Annotated in this window: 16 protein-coding genes; 7 read left to right on the plus strand and 9 right to left on the minus strand. The window is 40.1% G+C overall.

Annotated features, from left to right (window positions below; all coding sequences use genetic code 11):
• Nucleotides 1-38: 38 nt before the first annotated feature.
• Complete coding sequence (locus H2672_RS00220; protein ID WP_186667785.1) at nucleotides 39-1,595, minus strand: glycoside hydrolase family 10-like protein; 1,557 nt, start codon at nucleotides 1,593-1,595, stop codon at nucleotides 39-41.
• A 249-nt stretch (nucleotides 1,596-1,844) separates the two neighbouring features.
• On the opposite strand from H2672_RS00220, the gene H2672_RS00225 reads away from it, so the two are divergent.
• From H2672_RS00225 to H2672_RS00235, 3 genes are all read left to right on the plus strand, one after another.
• The gene (locus H2672_RS00225) at nucleotides 1,845-2,063 is read left to right on the plus strand and encodes a DUF1659 domain-containing protein (RefSeq protein WP_186667787.1); all 219 of its coding nucleotides are present in this window, start codon (nucleotides 1,845-1,847) and stop codon (nucleotides 2,061-2,063) included.
• A gap of 23 nt (nucleotides 2,064-2,086) precedes the next feature.
• Entirely contained in the window at nucleotides 2,087-2,305 is a 219-nt protein-coding gene (locus tag H2672_RS00230) for a DUF2922 domain-containing protein (RefSeq protein ID WP_186667789.1), read from the plus strand.
• Nucleotides 2,306-2,381: 76 nt separating this feature from the next.
• Nucleotides 2,382-2,507: a YvrJ family protein gene (locus H2672_RS00235; protein WP_186667791.1), complete on the plus strand. Its 126-nt coding sequence runs from the start codon at nucleotides 2,382-2,384 to the stop codon at nucleotides 2,505-2,507.
• 123 nt (nucleotides 2,508-2,630) lie between these two features.
• Here H2672_RS00235 and H2672_RS00240 read toward each other — a convergent pair whose 3' ends face one another.
• The gene (locus H2672_RS00240) at nucleotides 2,631-3,041 is read right to left on the minus strand and encodes a TM2 domain-containing protein (protein ID WP_186667793.1); all 411 of its coding nucleotides are present in this window, start codon (nucleotides 3,039-3,041) and stop codon (nucleotides 2,631-2,633) included.
• 185 nt (nucleotides 3,042-3,226) lie between these two features.
• Here H2672_RS00240 and H2672_RS00245 point away from each other — a divergent pair, with 185 nt between their 5' ends.
• From H2672_RS00245 to H2672_RS00260, 4 genes are all read left to right on the plus strand, one after another.
• Nucleotides 3,227-4,009: a TcaA NTF2-like domain-containing protein gene (locus H2672_RS00245; protein WP_186667795.1), complete on the plus strand. Its 783-nt coding sequence runs from the start codon at nucleotides 3,227-3,229 to the stop codon at nucleotides 4,007-4,009.
• 246 nt (nucleotides 4,010-4,255) lie between these two features.
• Nucleotides 4,256-4,474, plus strand: a complete 219-nt coding sequence (locus H2672_RS00250) for a DUF1659 domain-containing protein (protein ID WP_186667797.1) — start codon at nucleotides 4,256-4,258, stop codon at nucleotides 4,472-4,474.
• 22 nt (nucleotides 4,475-4,496) lie between these two features.
• The gene (locus H2672_RS00255) at nucleotides 4,497-4,715 is read left to right on the plus strand and encodes a DUF2922 domain-containing protein (RefSeq protein WP_186667799.1); all 219 of its coding nucleotides are present in this window, start codon (nucleotides 4,497-4,499) and stop codon (nucleotides 4,713-4,715) included.
• A gap of 77 nt (nucleotides 4,716-4,792) precedes the next feature.
• On the plus strand, nucleotides 4,793-4,918 hold the full coding sequence (locus H2672_RS00260; protein WP_186667801.1) for a YvrJ family protein: 126 nt from the start codon (nucleotides 4,793-4,795) through the stop codon (nucleotides 4,916-4,918).
• Nucleotides 4,919-4,982: 64 nt separating this feature from the next.
• Here H2672_RS00260 and H2672_RS19840 read toward each other — a convergent pair whose 3' ends face one another.
• The 7 genes from H2672_RS19840 to H2672_RS00295 form a co-directional block, all read right to left on the minus strand.
• Nucleotides 4,983-5,267, minus strand: a complete 285-nt coding sequence (locus H2672_RS19840; protein WP_186668333.1) for an S-layer homology domain-containing protein — start codon at nucleotides 5,265-5,267, stop codon at nucleotides 4,983-4,985.
• A gap of 199 nt (nucleotides 5,268-5,466) precedes the next feature.
• Complete coding sequence (locus tag H2672_RS00270) at nucleotides 5,467-10,056, minus strand: endonuclease (protein ID WP_186667803.1); 4,590 nt, start codon at nucleotides 10,054-10,056, stop codon at nucleotides 5,467-5,469.
• Nucleotides 10,057-10,144: 88 nt separating this feature from the next.
• Entirely contained in the window at nucleotides 10,145-13,600 is a 3,456-nt protein-coding gene (locus H2672_RS00275; protein WP_186667805.1) for an S-layer homology domain-containing protein, read from the minus strand.
• Nucleotides 13,601-14,698: 1,098 nt separating this feature from the next.
• Complete coding sequence (locus H2672_RS00280) at nucleotides 14,699-17,446, minus strand: phosphodiester glycosidase family protein (protein WP_186667807.1); 2,748 nt, start codon at nucleotides 17,444-17,446, stop codon at nucleotides 14,699-14,701.
• A 408-nt stretch (nucleotides 17,447-17,854) separates the two neighbouring features.
• Entirely contained in the window at nucleotides 17,855-19,312 is a 1,458-nt protein-coding gene (locus H2672_RS00285; protein WP_186667809.1) for an O-antigen ligase family protein, read from the minus strand.
• 765 nt (nucleotides 19,313-20,077) lie between these two features.
• Nucleotides 20,078-21,799 carry a DUF4855 domain-containing protein gene (locus H2672_RS00290; RefSeq protein ID WP_186667811.1) on the minus strand — a complete coding sequence of 574 codons (1,722 nt, stop codon included), beginning with the start codon at nucleotides 21,797-21,799 and terminating at the stop codon, nucleotides 20,078-20,080.
• Nucleotides 21,800-22,067: 268 nt separating this feature from the next.
• The gene (locus H2672_RS00295; RefSeq protein ID WP_186667813.1) at nucleotides 22,068-23,141 is read right to left on the minus strand and encodes an S-layer homology domain-containing protein; all 1,074 of its coding nucleotides are present in this window, start codon (nucleotides 23,139-23,141) and stop codon (nucleotides 22,068-22,070) included.
• Between the last annotated feature and the right edge of the window lie 243 nt (nucleotides 23,142-23,384).

Genomic DNA, 23,384 nt, shown 5'->3' on the forward strand with positions numbered 1-23,384 from the left:
ACTGTAACCCCTAAATAATATGAATACTCAGGCGGATATCAATTAGACGTCACAACATATGCATTCTCACTCTCAACGCCAGTGGCTGACACGGAAGTAATTCCATATGTATAGTGTTTGTTTCGGTTTGCTGTCTTGTCTATAAATACCGTATTTCCTTTTGTATTATAGACAACATCTACTATGTTGCGTGGATTATCATACGAGCCAACTTCGTTTCCTTCAAAACGATAGATCACGTATTTCCTTGGTTGTTTACTCGATTGATCCGTGATGATTAACTTCGTTCCAGCTATATCCTTGTTAGCTTGTACCCATGTTGGCTCTGCTGGAAGGGCTGCGTCGTTCCAAGATGTTGCTGGCGTTAAAGCTGTATAATTGTATAGTTGTTGCTTCAAGACTGTTGCATAGCCAAGCGGATTTTTTTGTATGCTCTTTAAGGAAAAGTGCATTTGACCCGTAGCTACCTGGTTTGCTCTGTTAGCAATGACTTGATTGGGTAATTCCATTTTATTTTTCCATGCTTTATCGGCGTCAACGCCGACTTTATAATCAGCTAGACCAAGATAGAGATTAACGGGATGCACGTCGGCATACGTTTCTATTTCATCACTCCACCAATTTAAAAGCGTCGAATACTTAGCTATCGACAATGTGTTAGACCAATAGATCTGTGGCGTAATATAATCAATGCTGCCGTCTTTAATCCATTGCCTTGTATCTGCATATAAGTCATCATAATTCGTTACGCCAGCTCGCGTGCTGCTTCCAGTATGATCCATCGACTGATTGCGCCACACCCCAAATGGTGAAATCCCAAATTGCACATGTGGTTTGGTCATTTTAATCGTTGAATCTATTTTTTTCACAAGTTGATTGACATTATCTCGGCGCCAATCGTCCACTTTTTTGAAAGCTGTTCCATATTTCTTGTATGTAGCTTTATCAGGAAAAGCTTCATTTTTAATTTTATAAGGATAAAAATAATCATCCATATGAACCGCATCAATATCATATTTAGCTACTAATTCTTTGACAGTAGAAATTAAATACCTTTGCACTTCAGGAAGTCCTGGATTTAGATAGTATTGCTTACCATATTTAACTACCCAGCTAGGATTTGTGCGTGCTACATTACTTGGCGCAAGGCTTGCTAACGTTTGACCCGGCATTGTAACGCGGTAAGGGTTGATCCATGCATGTAGCTCCATGCCACGTTTGTGCGCTTCGTTAATCATAATTAGTAATGGATCGTAACCAGGGCTTTTCCCTTGTTTCCCCCCTGTTATGAAGGAAGACCATGGCGCCAGCTTTGAAGGATAGAAAGCATCATTTGTTGGTTTCACTTGATAAATAACTGTATTGAATCTATTGGCTTTCAGCTGATCCAATGTTTTCTGTACCCATGCGGTATATTGAGCTACATTCATGCCAGGTTTCATATCAACGTTCTGAACGGTTGCAATCCAAGCCGCACGCATCTCATTCTTAGGAGGCGTCACGCTTGCTCCTATAACTTGTAAAGGGAGTAGTGAAATAAGTAAAACGAGTGTCATAGCTACTGATAATGTCGCTTTAAAAAGATGTTTTTTCATTACAAATAACTTCCTTCCATTATAGTCTACTCAACTAGCAACTTTCGGGTAAAAAAGGACGTTTACCAACCAGCAATTGTGTTAGTGATTGCTTTCTTGAACCCTCTACGTGTTTCTTTGCCTCAATCATATCATGTATTAGAATTTCCCGGTGCCAGTCACTCAACAGGGAAATTTAAAATAAAATAAACGATCCTGTATCCCTTCCTCCCCTTTTCTTCTATATAGAGGATGAAAGGAGGTGATTACATGGCGACAATCGAATTCCAACATGCCGTTGGTCGAGTTTATTTTGACGGCGGCCTAACAGAGGCTGGTAAAATCATTCGTAAATCGAAGACCTACCGCAATATTGCAGAAAATGCAGCTGCGGATAGCTTGTACAACGCTCTTGAGCAACTTGCCGACTTATCGGCACTTACATTCATCGGGGCGGAAAAAGTAGAAACATCTAGCGTTATGGACTAACCAAAAAAGGGGAGGGATAGGAAATGGCAAAGACATTACAATTGAATTTCAGCACGTCGACTGGTAAGAATGTGATGTTGACAGTGGACGAGCCACGCGCAAACCTAACGGCAGTGGCAGTGGAGGCAACCATGCAAGCGATTATCGCTTCGGGGGTGTTCGAGGTAAATGGAGCGCCACTTGAAACGTCGAAAGGTGCCCGCATCGTCGAGCGCAACGTAACAGAACTCGTAATCGTATAACACCAAAGACTAACCGGCTCACCAGTTTTCGAACTGGTGGCTGGTTTTTTTGTACTCAAAGAGAGGAGCTGACGGGATGGAACAATGGATGAGTTTTATACAAGAAATCGGTTTCCCGATATTCGTATCATTCTATCTTTTGCACCGACTCGAAAAGAAACTTGTGGCAATTCATGATGTGCTTCTTGCGTTGAAAATTTGATTGTATGATCCGTTCGGTGCCAGTCAATCACACAACTATAACTTTTATCCCCCTCTTTACTTGCTGTATAAACAATGAAAAAGCAGTACAAGCCAGATGAATGGTTTGTACTGCTTGTTCACGTTATTCCTTCACTCTTTTCATCGCTTCCAAAAGCGCACGTTCGGTTTTGTGATTAACATCATCAACCATTTGGGGAATCCGGAATAAATCAAAATAAAGCCATATGTACGGTGACAAAGCGATAAGGACTATATAAATATTTTCTGACAATAAATACATATAATCGAGAAGCGTTCCGTTCACTAACCCTATAATTCCAAATAAAATAACTGTGAAATGTAGCAAAAATGCATATGTCAGTCCAAAAACAGAAAATGGAGTTGGCCCGATGTAAAATCGATGTACAAATAAATGTCCGAGAAAAACTAGTAATAGATAAGCTGTTTCAGGTCTTTTCTTGCGATTTGCATAATCAAAATCTAACAGAAGAATCTCTTCTTTTGTTAATTTACTTTTATTGATGTAGTCCATAATTATGAATACCTCCAAATAATATAGTCATTACTATTTAACCACATAATCACTATATATGATATAATAGTACTAATCTATTTAATTTTGAGGTGGGCTAAAATATGAATTGTTCCAAATGTAGAGCTGAAATGTCGACTCGACAAAAATCATGTCCAAGGTGTGGGAATACTGAAGTTTTCAAGTTGAATAAAGGTAATGCTACATACCTTTCAGCTTTTACGGCAATTATTGCAGTTAGTACCATCGTTATTATACTTACCATAACTTTTAAAATGGATCGTGAGAGTTACAGCATATCCGATTTAGCTTCGGAATTCACCGGATTTTTAACAAACCCACCCACTGCTGTCGAGGATAACGACTATCATTCTGATTCTGTTCAAAATAATGATGTATCCAGCTACCCAGAATCCGCCTCTGAAAACTTACCTGAACTGCAATCAGAGGACAGGTCGATGGCGTATGAGGAACCAGCAACTGAAACGCCAATCGTGACGAATTCATATGATGATTCGTTCGAGGAATATAATCATTCGTACGAGGAATATGAAGAGGACGAAAAGATAGTCAATAATGATTACGAGTATTATACCGCTTCAGGCGACCAAGTTGAAAACTTTATTATCCAATTCCGCGACGCCTATAGTGTTGCTTTGAATAATGATGACTTTTCTTATGTTGAGCCTTTCCTATGGTATAACAGTGAGGCTTATCATGAAATAAAAGAATATATGGACGACATTTCCGGCAATAGATATACATTTGACTTCAAGGAAAATAGTATAATCCAGACTTCTACTAACATTGAAGATATGTTTGCGGAGTCGTACGAAGTATTCCACTTTACAGACAACGTTGGCAAAACTACGATATATGAACGATATAAAACCTATTCGCTTTTGGCAGATGAGTCAGGAGACTTGTCAATTACCAACATCGACATTACCGATACTTCGAAAAACTAAAATCTCCCCATTCACTTATATGAATGGGGAGTTTTTGATGTCTATTGAGCTGATTCGGATTCTGGTACTAGAGTTGGACTCCCGGTGCCAGTCACTCACTCGGTTATGTTATGACCGGCACTGAGCCCGTTATGCTCGCCACGGATGCACTCATGACCGCCACATGCTATTTACACAATAAATTATACAATCCTGTATCCCTTTCACCTCTTTTCTTCTATATAGAGGATGAAAGGAGGTGATTACATGGCGACAATCGAATTCCAACATGCCGTTGGTCGAGTTTATTTTGACGGCGGCCTAACCGAGGCTGGTAAAATCATTCGTAAATCGAAGACCTACCGCAACATTGCAGAAAATGCAGCTGCGGATAGCTTGTACAACGCCCTTGAGAAACTTGCCGACTTATCGGCACTTACATTCATCGGGGCGGAAAAAGTAGAAACATCTAGCGTTATGGATTAACCAAAAAGGGGAGGGATAAGAAATGGCAAAGACATTACAATTGAATTTCAGCACGTCGACTGGTAAGAATGTGATGTTGACAGTGGACGAGCCACGCGCAAACCTAAACGCAGCGGCAGTGGAGGCAACCATGCAAGCGATTATCGCTTCGGGGGTGTTCGAGGTAAATGGAGCACCACTTGAAACGTCGAAAGGTGCCCGCATCGTCGAGCGCAACGTAACTGAAATTGTAATCGTATAACACCAAAGACTAACCGGCTCACCAGTTTTCGAACTGGTGAACCGGTTTCTTTGTACTCAAAGAGAGGAGTTGACGGGATGGAACAATGGATGAGTTTTATACAAGAAATCGGTTTCCCGATATTCGTATCATTCTATCTTTTGCACCGACTCGAACAGAAGCTTGTGGCGATTCATGATGTGCTTCTTGAATTAAAAATTTGATTGTATCTTGCAATTTTTTTGACCCGCAAAATTATTGACTTGCCGATAAGAAAATCCCCTTCCTTTATAAAACTAAGGTGAAGGGGATTTTGTTGCCTGTAACAATTCCAGCGCGATTTGCTGCTTCAATTTCAAGTACTAATCCATTCATTTTCTCTGTTACATCTGAGAATGTTCCTTCGTATGCCTGCTTTGGAAGATCCAAGGGACGTGAAAGGAGTAGAGTAAATTGGGCTCTTGTGACTTGATCGCTTGGAGCAAATGTATCTTCTGATTTGCCGTGGGTAATTGATTTTGATGCGAGTACTTCAACATAGTCTTTAACCCACTTTATAGCGCCTGATTGGATATCTTTAAACTCTACTTTTCCGTTAGCGTATTTTCCGTACTAGTTCAAATAAAACTTTTGCTCCTGCCTTACTAGTATCTTATGCAAGTGAATGGTTAATCCACAGAAGTGTTAATTTTTGCAAGCAAAAAAGGAAACACATCTGCGTAGATGTGTTTCCTTTTTTCGGCTTATACGCACCGCTCGTGGTTAGCCGACCTTAAGATGCTAGTTGTTTATCAGCTGAACTAGATTGCTCCCAAATCAACTGTACCCATTCAGGATGATCGATGTATGGGTTACGATTTCCCTGCCATTTTTGAATGACATTATTTCTGTTACGTTCAAACCCATCGACCGGATCTTGTGCATGCCATTTTAATAAAGTCGAAAGTTTTCCGTGGTAAGGTGCACTTCCGTTATTTAGCTTGTCGTTTAATTCCAAGTCAACTTTGTCACCCTTTTCATAGCGAGTCGCCATGTAAAAGAGAATTCTTGCCACGTCACCTTTTACATTATCGGGTGGCTCAAAAGAATTTGCTGTTTTGAAACAGCCTTTACAGCCGTTTACAGGGCTGCCGCCGTTATCAAAATCCAAATTTCCTCTTGAACTATTTACTTGAACATCCGTAGGGCGCAAGTGATGAATATCTGTGCCTGGTCCTTTGCTTGTTCCGAAGTCACCGTGTGATTTTGCCCAAGTATGTTCCCGGTTCCAATCGCCGACATTCCCACCATTACGATTTTTGGCGCGAGAATCACCGGAATAAAATAGAATCACATTGTTGACGTTATTCGGGTCCTCATCAGTTTCACGCAATGCTACCCATACTTGATCGTAAGAAAGCTCTGTATGTCCATCAATAATTTCATGAAGCGCGTTTTTTAACGCTTGTCCGTTTTTACCAATCGCATCTTTGTAATAGACATCGGTTGGCGATTCAACATCCGCGGTTACCTTTACTGTAAAACTAGTTGTAACAGACTTGTTCCCGTCTGAAGCCGTCACGCCTACAATATGGCTGCCTTCAGAGAGTGTTAGCGTTAATGAATTCCCTTCAATTTTACCCAGCGTGGACATGAATGTAAGTTCATCGTTCTCAGGATCAGAGAAGTAGTCAGTCAATACGAGGGAAATCGATTCCCCAGTTTTAACTGTTTGGTTCGGAATAGCTTTCTGTACAATCGGTGCATTGTTTCCATCAGGCAAAGAAGGAACCACTATGGGTTCCCCTTTCGAATTTGTGAATTTAATATTGTCTGGATTTGCACCGTTGATAAATTTAATTTCTTGAATATTTTCAGCGCCTCTAACTTCTTTTACGTTCGCGCCATCGATGATGACTTCTTTCGCTTTCGTACCTTTGAAAGCAATAATCGCTCCAGACTCAGCTGGTTTGATTGTTACCGCTGTGTTCGCAAAGCCTGCACCATGGAATTCTGCGTAAGCTCCAGTGAACGCAATTCCTTCCGTAATAACCGACGCATCGTCGATTGTAACAGAAACGCTTGGTTTACCAATCGTTACTTTTTTCGTTTTAAGATTTTTGATGTTATATATTTTTTCAGCAATGATTGGAACAATAACATCTTTACCTGCAAAGTCAATTTGAACCATTACAGGTTCATGGTCACTTGCGCGGCCTTGAGCTTCTGTATAATTTGCATTGATGTGGATCATGTCTATTTTTGTTTTAGTTTCTAATCTCTTAGAAACAAGAATGTGATCTAGTACTTGGTTGTTTCCTTGGAAGAAATAAGAGAACCGATCGTTAGCCGGTGCTTTATCTACCATATTTATCATTTCGTTACCTTTAAGTATGTCTAGTGTTTTTGTAAATTCGAAGTCGTTCATATCCCCTGCAAGAACAATGTTTAAATTAGGATCTTTTGCTAATCCGTCTTTGATGAACGCATTAATAGTAGTAGCTAATTTTAAGCGTTGTGCTTCAGAACCTAAAAATGGAGGTTGTGAAGAGCCCCATAAAGATTGGTCGCCGCCTTTGGAATTTAAGTGTACACCGATGACGACTACTTTTTCGCCTTTGAAGTCAAATTGAGCTGCAATTGGCTTACGTGTATTCACAAATTTGGATGGATCTAGAACGCCTGGATTCAATGCTAAGTTTCCTTGTGCATCCCACGTATTCCCTTCTGAACCAGTGCCATGTACACCTTCTACTAATGAAACACGTTCCGGATTATAAAGGTAGCCAACACGAATGTTACCGCCTGGAGCTCCCCCGTTATCATTATTCTTAGGCGCAACCTCAGTCCATTTATATGTTTTACCACCTGCTGCCGTAATCGCTGCGATTAAGCGTTCATAGTTTGCAGATCCATCGACGGTTCCCGAATTTGTTTCTCCATCATTATCTTGTACTTCTACTAATGTAATGATATCGGGATTTTTCATATTTGTTACAAATGACTTTGCAATTCTAGTAACCTTTTCATCGGAAGTTGTCATAGAGAAATTTTCTACATTATAAGATGCTACTGTTAATTTATCCTCAGTAGGTTCAATATGAGTTATTTCTACTGTTCTATTGCCTTTAACAAGTGTCGGTAATGTTTCAGGTAATACTCTATATCCATCAGCTGTATATGAAATTACTCCAATAACATCTCCGTTAAAATGATCTCCTGATGTAATATCAAGTGAACCGGTATTTGTTAAGAATATCTTTTCTGGATTGTAGTCATCCGCTGCAATATTAAGCCCACCTAATAGATTGAACTCATTATTTGTTGTACTCTCCACGACGATTGGAGTAGCTCCATTATATGGAGGGCCAACTACTTTCGCATTCGGGAATGAAAGTCGCATAAATTCTACTGATTCCCAGAAATCGATACCATCTTCCGCCGGGTCAAATGAAGTTAAGTTATCATTATCAATTATTTTATTTGGTGGAATAATATCTACACCTACTATAAGTGGTGCTGGAAGTTCTGCTGTTCCATATGTGGTAACTTGAGTTGCGGTAATACGCGTTGTAGATAAGTTTGCGCCACTACCATTTTCCGCCACAGTACCTGTCACTTTTACTTTAGCGCCAACTTTAACTCCATTTGCCGATTTATTCACTTGGATTGCTTCTGATGTTGTGTTGTCTTTATCTGCATTTTCCACATCTTGCATCACAAAATTTGTTCCATCAATTAAGTGCGTTACTACTCCAGTCACATCTGTCACTGTTGCGCCAACATATGGTGATACATGACCTTTTCCTTGGATTTCTCGAATGATTACGCCATCCGCTTTTATGATTGTATAAGTAAAGCTAAATGCTTTACTTGTCGTTTTGTTTGTTACTGCAATGGCTTTAATTGTTGTTGTTCCGATAGGTAATAAGATTGGAGCATCGTATTTAGTACTCGCTTGAGTTGGTTCCGACCCGTCAAGTGTGAAGTAAATTTCAGCACCTTCCAACCCTGATTTAAGTTCAATTTTCGTATCTACTGGTACCGTTCCTTCATTTGCAGAGGAGTATACTGCTGGTTTGTTCACTAAGTCATAGCTTTCAAGACCTACCGTTTTAAGTTGGAATGTAGTTCCAAAGATTGCTGCGATACCTGTAAGATTTACTTTATCGCCTTCTTTGAAAACTTTGATGAAGTCAGCGTATACCAATCCCGTACGATTATCATTTCGTACAAGTACCTTTTCACCATTTTCTGCTATTGCTTGGAATTCAAAAGTTCCATAACTATCAAATGTTAAGTTACTAATAGTAACATTATTTATAGTTACTAATTCTCCTTGTGTATCCTCGTTCACTCCAGATGGTTCTACAACTTGAGCATTTGGAATGACATTTCCTGATGATATCAATTCAATAGTAGGGTTTTCTATTTCTACTTCATTTGAATAAGTAATTACTTTACCTGTTACTCTAATTTTATCCCCAGGTTGAACATTCGCTGAGCCAGCGTAAATATACATACCTGCTGTTTCATCTTGCATATAGAATGCTCCACCGCCCCATAATCCAGGATTAGTAGTGACAATCCCTTCGATTTGAACAGTTTTATTAATTTCAGTACGGGCTCCTGCGATTGTTTGAGTATCAGCGACGGTATACGTGAATGTTGATACTTCACTATTCTCTAATTCTTCCTTCATAGCTATCGCCTTAACTGTAGTTGTCTCATTAATGATAATCGGCGTTGTATATGACATACTTTTGATAGTTGGATCTGTTCCATCTGTCGTATAGTAGATTGTTGCTCCAGCAGTTTTTGTTGATAATGTAATCGCAGTTCCTTTTGCTACACTCGATGATGCTGGTGATGCTGTTACAGCTTCAACTAAATTAGGATCTACAGGATCTGGATCTATAGGTTCTTCATTCACAAAAGCCATTGAAGTTGGTGATTTCAAACCCGCATGATTTCCAAAGTATTTTTCAAGTGACCCACTCATCACCACTTTTTTCCCAACGTTAGTTGGATTTGTCTGCAAACCAAAATCTGTTCTTAAATAAGCTGGTGAAACTGGTAATTGAACATATAGCATTTTCGATAAATCAGTTTCTTCAGGAGTTGAAGCAATTGCATAATTGGTATTTGAAGTAGCAGTACCTGTTACACTTGTTTCACTCACTACAAAACCTACTATATAACCTTCTACTGATATTTTTTTACTCGCACCTACTACATATTGGCCAATTGCTTCATCAACTGTTAGTGACGTATCTGCTGATGCACTAGTTACTGATATGAAAGGTGTAATCATTGAAACCACTAGTAAGAATGCTAATATAATCTTACTAAAAGCATGATTTACTATACCTTTATTTTTCATCCAATTCACTCCCAGAATTTTTTATGAACTTTTGCTATTTTTTAATTGCAAAGCCTTCAGTCAAAGACAGAAGGCTTTGCACAAAATCTTAAAAAAACGTTTCTCCATCGACAGTAATTCCATCAAAGTCGAGGTTTTTTCCATCAAGCCCTGAAAGATCCAAATTTCCTTTAACGGTAATGTTCGCAAATGACACATCCCCTGTTGGAGTACCTGTAAGAATCAAGTTACCTTTGACGACTGCATTTTTTAGGGAAGCTGCGTCTGTAATGGATACTTTCACGTTACCGTTGTAAACTTTTGGTGCGTCAACTGTGCCAGAGAAATCCTCGCTTGCCACATCTCCACCAGGAAGTTCAGTACCCGGTTCTTGACCCGCTACGTCTACAAGACGACCTTCAATTTTAGTTGGAATTTTGTTGATTAGTGATACTAAATGTTCTTTTAAGTTTTCCCAATCTGAAAGCCCAAGATCTGTTGCACGACCTGCAGCATACGCTTTTTTAAGAACATCATAGCCGTCTCCACCTTTTGCAGTGAATGCGTTTGTCGCAACTGTGTACGTTTTAGCGTCTTCGATTTCAGTGTAAGTACCATCTTCATTTTTATATGCAATTGAAACTACACGTTGTCCAGCAGGTTTCGAAGAATCGTATTTCACTTTCGCACCTGACACATGTAAGAAACCGCCACTTTCTTTCGGATACTCTTTAAAACTAATTTCAAATGTAGCTTTTAATTCGGAACCTGTTAGATCCATTGTTGCTAATGTGTTACCAAATGGAAGTACTGTGATTACTTCACCTACCGTGATTGGTCCTGCTCCAATTCCAGCCCTAATTCCTCCACCATTTTGGAATGCCATAATTACTTTTTTATCTTTTACATAACCTTGCGCTTTTGCAAGCATGCCATCTGTGATTATGTTCCCTAGAATCGTTTCACTAGCCCGTACACTTGTGCCCGGTACATAACCTACATCCGATGTTCTTGGACTTACTAGTGCATTTTCAAGTGTCACTCCAATTTCCTCGTTATTAACAGCAGCGATTTTATCCTTATAAGGTTTTAAGAGCTCCACTGCCTCAGGATCTTCTGCTTTACCAGCAGTCGCAATTAACTTTCCTGCATGTCCGATTACGACACCATTTTTATCAAATTCAACATCTAACGTCCCAAGGTAATCCGAATACTGATACGCTTGTACAATAATTGTTTTATCTTTCGCTTTTCCACTTCCATCTTTGTCTACAACTACAGGAACGTCTAATTGAGTATGACTATGTCCACCTACAATTACGTCAATTCCAGCTACATTTGCAGCTAATTCTTGGTCATTGTCCATAGCGGCATTATCATCAAAACCAATATGTGTAAGTGCAACGATTTTATTAACACCCATTGCTTCAAATTCAGCAACCATTTTTTTTGCATCTTCAATATAGTTAGAGAATGTAACTTTTCCTGGACTTGAAATGTCTGCCGTTTCTGCAGTCGTCAGTCCAAAGATACCGACTTTTTCTCCGTTTATTTCTTTTACAATTCCTGTATAGATATTTTTATTTTTAGGGGTTGTCGAAATTTTCGTATTGAATAATCCATCAAACAGTGGATCTTTCGAGAAATCTACGTTAGATGATACAAATGGGAAGTCTGCTGCTTTAATGAAGTCGACCAACGCTTTGTGACCTTCCGGTGATGAACCAAGATCAAACTCATGGTTACCAAATGTCATAGCGTCGACTTTCATTAAATTCATAAATGCTAAGTCTGCTTGCCCTAGGAATTCATTGAAATACAAAGTACCCGAGAATACATCCCCCGCATTTAGTAACAATGCATCCGGTTTAACTGTCCGTACTTCTTTTACTGCTGTAACGAGCTTTGGTGCTTTATTAGTATTAGCATGTATATCATTTACGTGCATCAAAGAAAGGTTAAACGTTTTTCCATCACCGCTAGTTGGTGGATTGGGATCCGTATCTGTACTTGTGTTTCCGTTATTGAATTCATCAAAGTTTACAATAACATCTTTTACTGTTAACCCTTGTGGAAGTTCAAAACTACCTATTTTTGTTCCAGCACCTAATCTGATTGTTGTACCTTTAAGTTTCACAATCAGTTTTTCGATTTTCCCGATTGTCAGAAGCTTCAAGTCAATCTTGGATTCGACGGTAACATTTTTGATAGTGGCTGTTCCATCAATTGACAATGCATTAGGCGTGTCCACTGAAAGGTTGTCCACTATTGCATCAAGCGTAACGTTCGTCGCACCTTTTTTGACCGTTACTTTCGGCAACGTAATTCCCTTATCGGCTATTAAATGGATATTTGATAAAAGGTTGAATCCTTGAACTGTTGAATTCCCTTTTACTTCGATGATTACTTTTTTGCTCTTAGACAATTCCACAGATTGGATGATAGAATTCGTGAACACAACACTTGGTTCTATCTTTTCTGCAGCAGCTGCTTGGAACTCTTTTCCGACTCGCTTAAGTGAGGCATTATCAGTAAGACTTACTTTCCCTAAAACCTCGATATCATTAGCTTTAAAACTGTTTTCTACTTCTTTCCCTATCTCCAAATTACCGGAAATTTTTAGGTTATTCAATGAAATATAATCACCATTTACGCGAACTGCCCCTGTAAATGAAGACCCTTGTCCATCAAGTACAACACTGTTTTTTTCATTTCCATTCGCTGTAAGTTCAATTGAAGTAATTCTAACGATTACGCCATCCTTAACTGTATATTCCAAGACTGCTCCTACTAGTGCCGCAGAATTGGAAGCATTCAAAAGCTTTTTCAAGTCTGCTGACAATGCATATGTCCCAGTCGATAGCTTAACTGAATCAGTTGAGACGCTAACCAATTCTGCCGTCTTGTTAACTGCAGATTCACTTCGAACAATAAAGGAAGCCATTTGTCCTCTTGTAACAAAAGCATTCGGTTCAAATTTGGATGCAGAGGTCCCAGTTGTAATTTCATTTATGATCAAAGCTTGAACATAGTTTGCGTACCAGTGCCCAGCTTTCACGTCTGTAAATGGGGAATTTGTAAGCTTTACATTTTCAAGATTAAAACCAACACTAATTATTTTAGCCATTTGTGCACGAGTTAGTGGCTCCCCAGGCTTAAATGTCTTATCGTTATACCCATCGATTATCCCCGCTTCTACAAGTGCAGCAATTGATCCATAATTCTGGTCCGTCACCCTCACGTCTTTGAATCCCGGGTTTTTCACATTTTTTGTGTTTAGCCCAAGTGTTAATGCTAAAACACTTGCAACTTGTCCCCGTGTTACTGATTGATGCGGTCTAAAAGTACCATCGCCAAATCCTTTTACTATACCTCTGGAAGCCAAATTACTAACACTCTCATAGAAATGATGACTTTCAATGTTCTTTACATCAGAAAACGTGGGAACTTTCACCTCATCGGCTTGTGTATATACTGGTACAGCTACTGCTAGTGTCCCAGTTGCTACAGCTACAGCTAATGTCGCCCCGAATACTTTTTGATATGAATTGGCATGCTTCTTCATTTACTGTCCCCCTTTAATCGTATGTAATTTAAGGATTGGATTAATCCATAAATTAATAGTACCATTACTAATTTCCTTTAAATGTTAAGTAATTATTAATATTCCAGTAGATTATTAACGTACTGTAAGGTTTATTAAATTTACGTAGACGTCTACATAGATGTAACTGCTAACTTTACAGTTTGGCGGACCAGATTGTTCTAACATAGTACCGCAGCTACAGTGTTGTCCATTTCATCCGGAAAACTCTACTCTCCTGTCCCATAAGTTTCATCACTTTTCGCGGTTCAAAACACATTCCCATGGCTTTCAGTTTAGCCCTACACCGCATACGGCACGCCATCAACTCTAACTTTTGCCATAAATTGCCGCCATTCCAAGCATACAATCTTATCAGCAATATGTTAATCCAAATGTTACGACAATTTAATAGCTATTTTTACATACTATTACTTGTGAGTAGTCCATATCCTATTAACTGACATAAAATTTTAGGGGAATATGTAGGTTGATGTAGAAAGTTTCTCAGTGTGCTAATCAAAAATAGAAAATAGCCCCTCAATCGATTGCTCGATTGAGGGGCTGGTGCGAAGAACCTTATTCATCGTCGTTTTTATACAAATACGGCTTATCACGAACTGACAACAGACATTACTGAATTGAGATGTTCAGATGGCTAGAAACTTTATCTCGGTCGTATTATGGATATATAACGGAGAGATTCTTTCATATGGCAACTCAATCCCGATATTCAGGGTTTTCTTTCCCTCTGATCAAAATGAATAGTACATAAACAAAAACAACAACTAATCTATCAATACTCCTAGTAGAATCGGATTAACGGATACTAACTAATTGGTTAATTAGCAAGGGTTTTATAGGGGGAACGCTATAGGTTGAATATTCGTGCACTATATCCCGACAAAAAAATCCCTAAAGACAAAATGTCTCTAGGGATTTTTTGGCGCCATCAACCAAGCCTACCATTAAACTAGATTACTAGATTAATAGTTTTTATATTTATTTTATAAAAGGAATAACTCTACAAATTCATTGTACCATGATTTTTAGGAATCTCAAATACTATTTTAGATATATTTACTTTTTGATAGTTCTGTAAAGAAAGACAGAGAAGTCCGCGCGGCTTATGTTTTGTGCCGGTCCAAACTTGCCCCCGCCAATCCCTTGTGTAATGTCATTGTACGCAAGGGAGTTAATCGCATCAAAGGCGAAACTTCCTTTTATGTCATTGAAATAGTTTTCTTGCCCAAGTTGCAAGCTGAATCCACGTTGCAAAATTGCCGCCATCTCCGCACGCGTCAGTTTGCCGTTCGGATCAAACTTTGTGCCGCCTTCTTTCCCACGGATAAAACCGGCATTGGCGACTGCTGCTACTTCTTTGTAAAATGTCATACTTGGCACCATGTCGGCAAAGCCTGGATCTTTTACATCGTTCAGTGGCAGTTTTAAGGCACGTGCCAGTAAGATTGCGCCTTGTTGTCTTGTCAGTTCCTGGTAAGGAGCGAATGAACCGTCTGCATACCCTGCAATAATCCCTTCATTGACAAGCGCAGTTATTTCTTTTTCCGCCCTGAATGTAAGGCCCGTGTCTTTGAATAGACCTTCTTTAAAGTTCGCATTAAATACAGCTTTCACATCGTCAATCATGATGGACCCTTTTGTTTTAAGTGCTGCTGTCGGTTGAGCGATATAGATTTGCTTCAAAGTCACGTCGCCTATTGCAGTGGAAGGAATTTGTGCGCTCACAAAATTCCAACCTAGCCATTTCAGACCGTTTTCAGGGGTAAAGTCAATTATATATTCTTTCCCTGTACTGTCCGCAATCTTGCCGCGCAGCCATGTATTTCCTGCATCTCCATAAACACGAGCCGTTAATTTAACGGGTGTTCCCCCTGTTTTTAAAGGCGTTGTCGCTTCAATGTATGCAGCCGACGTCCCTGCTTGCTCGGTGAAATCATACGTTAATTTAAGCGCCCCTGTCCCTTGGAATGCTGGCTCTTTAGTTCCATTTAGTGAAATTTGAGCCGTTCCATTTGCTGCGCTTGATTTCCAGTTTGTAATGGTTTCCATCCCGTCAATTCGGTAATATTCACCGGTAATTGTGACAGGGATAGTTATGGTTTGATTTGCAAGTGTTGCAGTTATCATTCCAGAACCATCTGTTTTCGCGGCAGTGAAGGAACCTGCTGCCGTAATCGTTCCTATAGATGAAGGTGCCGTCCATTTGACAAGTGATGGATCGAAGATGACTTCCCTGTTTTTACTGTCATATGCTTTGGCGGTCATCAATCTTGTTTCACCTGCCCGTACTTCTATGCTTGGCGTCGATGGTGCAATTTTTGCGATTGCATCGACTACTTCAAATGGCAGGGTTCCTGTTGCTCCACCATTTTGGACTGTGAGCGTTCCTACACCCGCTTTTTGGGCCGTGAAATTGAGTCCGTTTGCCGTAATTAGACCCTGAGGTGATGATAATTTCACATCCGCCGCATTCACCGTTACAGGGTTATAGTAGTTATCCATGACAAAGTCGACAAGTACTGAACCTTTCGTCCCTTTTAGATAAACACCAGTTTTCGCAAGATGCGCTTTTACAGTTGTCGGTGTTCCTTTTGGAGCTGTCGATACGGCGAAAAGAGCTGTTGAAACCGCACGCTCAGTTCCATCTGATGGTTTGTTGAATAAAGAAACATTGACATCTCCGGGATTTCGGACAGCCATTGCCGTCGATCCACCACCGTCAAGGTTCAACGCGTGATCTGCTCCAATTGTTACGAGATACTCAGCAAACTCTTTTAAACTCATACCTTGGCTGTACGGTGCTTGTCTTCCATCCACCGTCACCATGAATACTTTCGACCCCGTTTTGTCGATTGCGATTGCTGTGCGCGGTGCACGTTCTCTCGCTCGATCGCTCGTCGGATCGATTGCCAAGTCCACTTTACCGTTTTTGACAAGTTCTGGGCCTGACGCCAGCATGAAGGATGAACCTTTCCATTTATCATCGATGTTAGCGGTAATGGAGATTGATTCGCCTATCCCGATATCTTTGACAATTTGCATCGCATCGCCATGTGCCGATAGAACGAAGCCGTCTTTTGGTATCGTGGATGCTGATTCATCGCCACGAGTTCTTATTTTCGAAACTTTACCTGTTACCGTTTCTCCAAAGTTCAAGGCCGTCCCGCCTGTTACTTCAGTAATAACAAGCTCAATACCGAGTGCATTCGTTTCTGTTGTTGTAGCCGGATAGAGCGGTGTGTATAAGATTAGATTGTCATTGGAACGCTGCTTGTCCGTACTTGTAATCGGATAATCCGTTCCTGCATGGTTGAAGGAAATATCTAAATTATATGCGTCGATTTTACCTTTACCATTTTTATCGATTCCAAATGCAACTGGTTGATTGACATACTGATCAAACCCAGATGCGATGATTCCCGCATTCATAAGCCTGTCCCGATAGGCAATTAAGTACATCGGCAAGTAGCCCTGATCTTTTGACCAGAAAAACGAACCATTGATGGCCCCTGCGACTTGTTTTCCAGCACCTGTATAAGCATTCGCTTGAACAGTCGTGCGTGTTAGCTTATTGAGTGGCGTTGGGTAGCCCACGTCTACCGTCGTATACGGATCTTTCAAGTCAACTGTCATATGGCGAATTGCTTGTGGATTGCCCGAAATTGTATTTTGGTTGTATTCGTACTGAACACCTTCTGAGATTTTAATCTGTTCTTTCGCTGCAGCAAATGATAACGCAGGAAAAGCCAATAAAAACATGATTGACATAGTAATAATTTGTTTCATTTTTGTATGTTTTAGCACTGAATCTAGTACCCCCAACTTTTTATGTAGTATATCTAGTATAGACTGTTATTCTAGAAAAGTCATAAGAGTATTGGATGAGTTCCATTTTCCTACTATTTAACTAATAAAATGGTTATTGGGGTCATAGATTCTTTGGCTTGGCTGATGAACTTTTTTATGAGAGTGAGTGGTGGGGCGGGAGGTGGTTTGTGGGATGCTTCGCCGAGTTTGATGGATGGTTTGCCACGTTTGTTGGACACTTTGCCGAGTTTGTTGGACGCTTCGCCACGTTCGTTGGACGCTTCACCGAGTTTGTTGGACACTTCCACGCTTCCGTTAGACATCTAAAAGTCTTGAAACCAATAAAAAAGACCATCTCATAAGCCTATTAACTCCGGCTTACAAGACAGTCCTTGTTTTTATGATTTATTCCACGTGATTCGCTTTACGATTTGTCAGTGCTATGAAAGCACCTAGTAATATATAGAAGTACATGGTGAATGTCTTGTCTTCCCATATATTATAAATTAGCCCGCACCAGAATACGCCAATCAATGCAGCGAGCATCGGGATTGCCATTGGTGAATCGTTGCGTTTCTTCCAAAATAGGATGAGCATCCCAAGAAGGAAGACTGCAAATAATAGTACACCAACAACACCCGTTTGGGTAATTACTTGAATGTATTGGTTGTCCGAATAAATATTAAACCTAATATCATACGCTTTATAAATAGGTGATGAGTATGTTTTGGACGCTGAATCCCCAAATGTTGCAAAACCGGTTCCAATGATTGGATAGTCCTTGAACACTTCGAATCCTTTATCTACGATAAATAGACGCCCTGTCGTCTTACTTTTATCTAACGTACCAGAGTTAAATGTTTCTGTTATACGATTTTTCTCAACGGCAAATCCGCCTTCATCTTCAGCTGGACCGGTCCGTACGAAATCGCCTACATCAGTATTATTACTAATCCATTGCGCGCTGTACGTAATCGGTACAACAATCAGAACGAATCCGAGTGCTACAACCGCAGCCACTTTCACAATAAATTTCCAGTTCAGTGTCAACAAGAAGTAAACGGCCAAACCGATGGCAACCGCAATCCAGGTCCCACGGCTATATGTCAGGATCCATGTACCAGCTAGTAGAACGAGCACGATGTTGATGAGCCACTGCATATAGTTCTTCGGTAATAATGCTTTTAAATAGTAGGAAAGAATGCCGGCGATTGTTAAATGGACAGCCAAAACATTCGGGTTATTGATAAGGCCATAAATCCGGCTGCTATTGTTTGGAGATAGCTGACGGTTAATCCAGTTTTCCGGCATTAGAGCAGATCGCATCGACAGTTTTTCGACGAGTCCCTGGATGATAAGGAGTACGGCGACCATAAATGTGAGCAAAAGGAAATTCTTGATATCACGTTTCGTAATATCGAGTCTTTTCACGCTATATAGCAACAAAAATGTTATGACGAATGCACGCAATTGGAAAACGATTGCCATCGGCAGCACGCCGGTCATGAATGCCGAAACACTTCCGACAACCAAGAAACCGATGAACGCCCACTCATAAATTTCAAAATGAAAGACCGATTTCATATCTTTTCGCAAATCCCAAACGACACGGAGAAATACGAACACGATAACGATATCGCCAATAAGTTTAAGTGTTGGGTTCACTTCAATTAAAAATGAGCGAAGTGGAAAATAAATGATTAGAAATAATATGGATTGTTTCGGTCTTACTAAAGCAGCTAATGCTAGCAGAAGTGTCACTACATATGCCACCGTAGCTGACGGGATGAGCAGTGTAAGGACTAATAAGACTGTACCTATAAGCGGAACTGTAATGTCTTGTAATCTAGATGTGAAATTCATGCTTTAAACCCTTTCTATACTTCATTGGAAATATCAGTATACCACAGGAAACCTCTTCAACTAACACTATTTTTAGATGTCTTTTATATAGATTAAGATAAAGATTCCCTTCAAATCCGCTTCGGCGCTTAGGGGATGCCTCCCGCCATAAGCCTGACCACTGCGCTATCAGTCTTATGGCTTCGGCTATCCGGTGTCCAGTTACTGACTCAATTCACGCCCTTCGAATTGTGACAGTAATAGCGACTGGCATCCAATGGCGCCTTCGCTCAAACTATACATGTATTCATATGTTCAATTTATATAGTCGGCACTACTTATTTAGAATTAACTAGGTGGTATACCTTACCAATATAACGAACAAATCTAGCGAAGGAGCGACACTAATGATAGGCAGTCCAATAGCGCCGCGTCCTGCGGCAAAGGCTGCACACCCGCATCCTGCTGGCGCCAGAGCAATAAGACCAAGGAGGGTTGCTAGCTCAATCTCTCCAAAGTTATCTTCTGGTGGGCTTATTGCGTGAGGCCAACACCAAGCGACAAAGCGGTGTTGGAAGTACATTCTATTTGTTAAGTGCCGGGTATATAGGTAGACGTTTAACAACGCTTTAAGATGCATCGAATTTGCCTCTATTATAAGCACCATTAGGCGACATGCCTAGTAAATCACACAATATAAGTGGACAAGTCAGGCTTCTCAGGTGTTTTAACGACGTCTACAAAAAAAATGTTTACCGCATATAAAATACGGTAAACCGATTCTCTTTATTTCGCTTTAAAAAAAGTGTTGGTTAATTGTTCGTACCAACTTTTATAAACTGGATGATCAATTGTTGCCATGCGTTCGACCATATTCGTTCCTTGGTAAAACATCATTCCTTTTTCATCAAGACCATAGCGTTTTGCGAAGTTCATATACAACTTAAACTCCTCTACCCCTCTACCCTCTTCTACATGACCGGCGCCGTAAGAATCAATTTCAATGGTAATACCAGTTCCATAGATTTGAGCATTTAAAAACGCGCGATGCAAGCGTTCTTCCTTGTTCAAAACACTCGTTCGGAATGCGTTCGGTTGTAAGAACGCTGCGTCGAAACCATAGTCTTTCCATTTATGAAAATTCGTTGATGTCGCATGCGGTGAGTAAATGAAAAACTTCTCATGTTTCGTCATTAAACTCGACAGCGAGGAAATAAGCACTTCATCTTCCACCGTCCTGACTGTTTCGCTCAACCAGTAGAAGCCTTTGAAATTCAGATTTTTATAATCAGCCTGTTTAAATCCGTTCAATACATTCGTAATGTACCAGCTAGCCAAATCGTATCTGGAGTAAACTGTATTTGGTTGTTCTTGGCCGTCCAACATAATAATATCGCCATTACGTTTCGGATAGGGAATCGCAACATAAACGTCCACTACTCTGTTATTAAATTTTGCTGATTCATTTAAATTATTCAGTGCACCTTCGTTTGCAAATGTTCGCTTTACATACGTATCCCAATCACTGTAATTCGCATCATTCGTTGGAACATCTACAAACTGGTTCCCTGCCTCATTGTAACGAAGTCCGAGGACGACAAAAGTGTCAAACATTTCTTGATCTGCACCATCGACCTTGGATTTCATGTATGGATTGAAAAACTGTGGTGTGAAGTCATCCACTTTTTTAAAACCGCTATACACTTCGTTATATCCATTGTAAATCAGTACGCCACTATTTAAATTGGTCTTGTCATCTGTTGCAATCGTCTGCGCATATTCAACAAATTTATTGCTTTGTGGGTGAATTGTACCGTCTTCATAATAGTTGACTTCATCCAACGCATCTTCCACAGATGAGACAATTGCTACTGTTTGTCCGGCACTTTTTACTTCATATGCAATTGGTTTTTGATAGACACGGGCAAGAAATGCACTAAATTGCGCTCTTGTGACCACTTCGTTTGGACGGAAAGTGCCGTCATTATATCCCGTGGTTACATTTTGGAAAGCGATGGCATCGATGAAAGGATAGTACTCATCATTATTTGATACGTCTTTAAAGGATGATAGCCCCTTCCCCTCATATGAATAAGCAGTCGCAATCATCCGTGACATCTCGTCCCTTGTCAAAGGCGCATCGGGATTAAAGTTATCTTCCTCAAGTGTTAACCACCCACGCTCAATGGCAATCATTACTTCCTGGTAATTCGGAGAAGTAGGTTGCATGTCTTTCAATGGCTTCGGTTGACTTTCTAGATCGGCAAGGTCAATCGCACGGCCCATCATCACCGCCGCATCTTTCCGCGAGATAGCCAATCCCGGTTTGAAGCTCCCATCAGAAAATCCACGAATCACTTCATGTTTTGCGATGAACTGAATGTCCTCATATGCCCAATACTCATGGGACACGTCTTTATATGTTGCCGCTAGTGCTGTTCCAGTTGCTAGAACTAGAACAAACCCGAAAGACATTGCAAAAATCAATGCCTTTTTTACTCGTTTCATTATGTATCCCCCAATATTTTCTATTTATTGCTAGTCTCATTTCTATTTTCACCTTTCAATCGTCTAATGTAAAGACATAGCCGGCGATTGTTTGATAAATTAGATAAGGATTCAAACTTCAGTCGATCATATACAAGTCGCCTTGTACTCAAATAATGTTCACAAAAACATCCTCCCAAAGTCGAATTATTGGAGGATGTTTGTTCTATTTCCTCAACTACGGGACAGTGTAGTAATTACCCCAGTGTCACCCAAACATTCATTTACTTTATCGAATATTTATTAATTCATATATCGTTTTTCCTTTTGCATCAAGCACTTTTACTTTTCCTACACCTTTAACATAATAAACTTTTGCACCTTCACCAAGCGTTACTTCTACAGCTTCTGTGAATGTCTTGAATGGTGTTGTGACTTTTTTATTAACACCCGTTATTCTACTCGTGTCCATGTCTGACTCCCATTTTCTTCCTAGTTTTATCGGGTAGCGTAGTTCAACATAATAATTGGACATTGGATAGGCTGATATCAAGCCCTGATACGATTCATCTTCTATTAAGTAAATAGCTTCTCCTGAAGTCTGATTCGTCGTTTCCCACACATATCCCACATAGTCCGAGTCTTTCCCGAAAATATATCCTACGTCTTTAAATATGAGGTCCTCAAGGCCGTTCTGTTGAGATTTATATGTGTACTGCTTTGTTTTGTCTTTTGCAAAACTATTTTCGATGGAGGCTTTTTGTTTAAATTCCACTTCCAAGGCGCGGGCAAGAAATGCTGAAAATTGTCCGCGTGAAATATTCAGTGTTGGACGGAATGTACTGTCCGTATAACCTGCTGTGATGGAGGCAAGTGAAAGTCGGTGAATCGCTTCATAGGCAACCATATTCTCGCCGGTGTCTTTGAATTTGAATGGTGATTCTACATACAAATCAAAAGCTCTAGATATGATGATTGCCATATCTCCCCTTGAAATTAAGGCGTCCGGTTTAAAGGTATGATTCGAATAACCGGTAATAATTCCAAGATTGACGGCTGATGTGATATAGCCACTTGCCTGCTTCTCTTTCGTAACGTCTTTAAACTTTGTGTCACGCTGTTTGCCGTCCAGTTTTAAAGCCCTTCCAATCATAATCGCTGCATCCCCACGGGTAACAGCTCGATCGGGCTTGAAAGTCCCATCCGAGTAACCTGAAATGATCTTCTTATTCACCAAATAGGATATTTCATCATAAAATTGATGGGAAGTTTGTAAATCCTTCAAACCCGTAGCATGCGTACTAAATCCGAAAACACTAAAAAGAAGCAATACGAACGCTAGAAAGACACCGTATTTTTTCATTGACAAGCTCACTTCCTTTCTGTTTTAAAGACATTAGATGTGTCGGACAGAGGATCTATAGGAAATGCTCCACATTACCTTTTTAAAACTTATTTAGTCAATAAATATCGCTGGCGTCTTTTTATTCATAGAATTGAATGCCCTCTTTTTCTAAACCTTCGTAACTGCTATCGATTCCTTGAATGGTCATTTATTCGGTTATTTTAAAGGTTGAACCTCCAAATAATCGACTTTTATCCCCTC

This window comes from Sporosarcina sp. BP05 (assembly GCF_014282005.1).
Taxonomy (GTDB): domain Bacteria; phylum Bacillota; class Bacilli; order Bacillales_A; family Planococcaceae; genus Sporosarcina.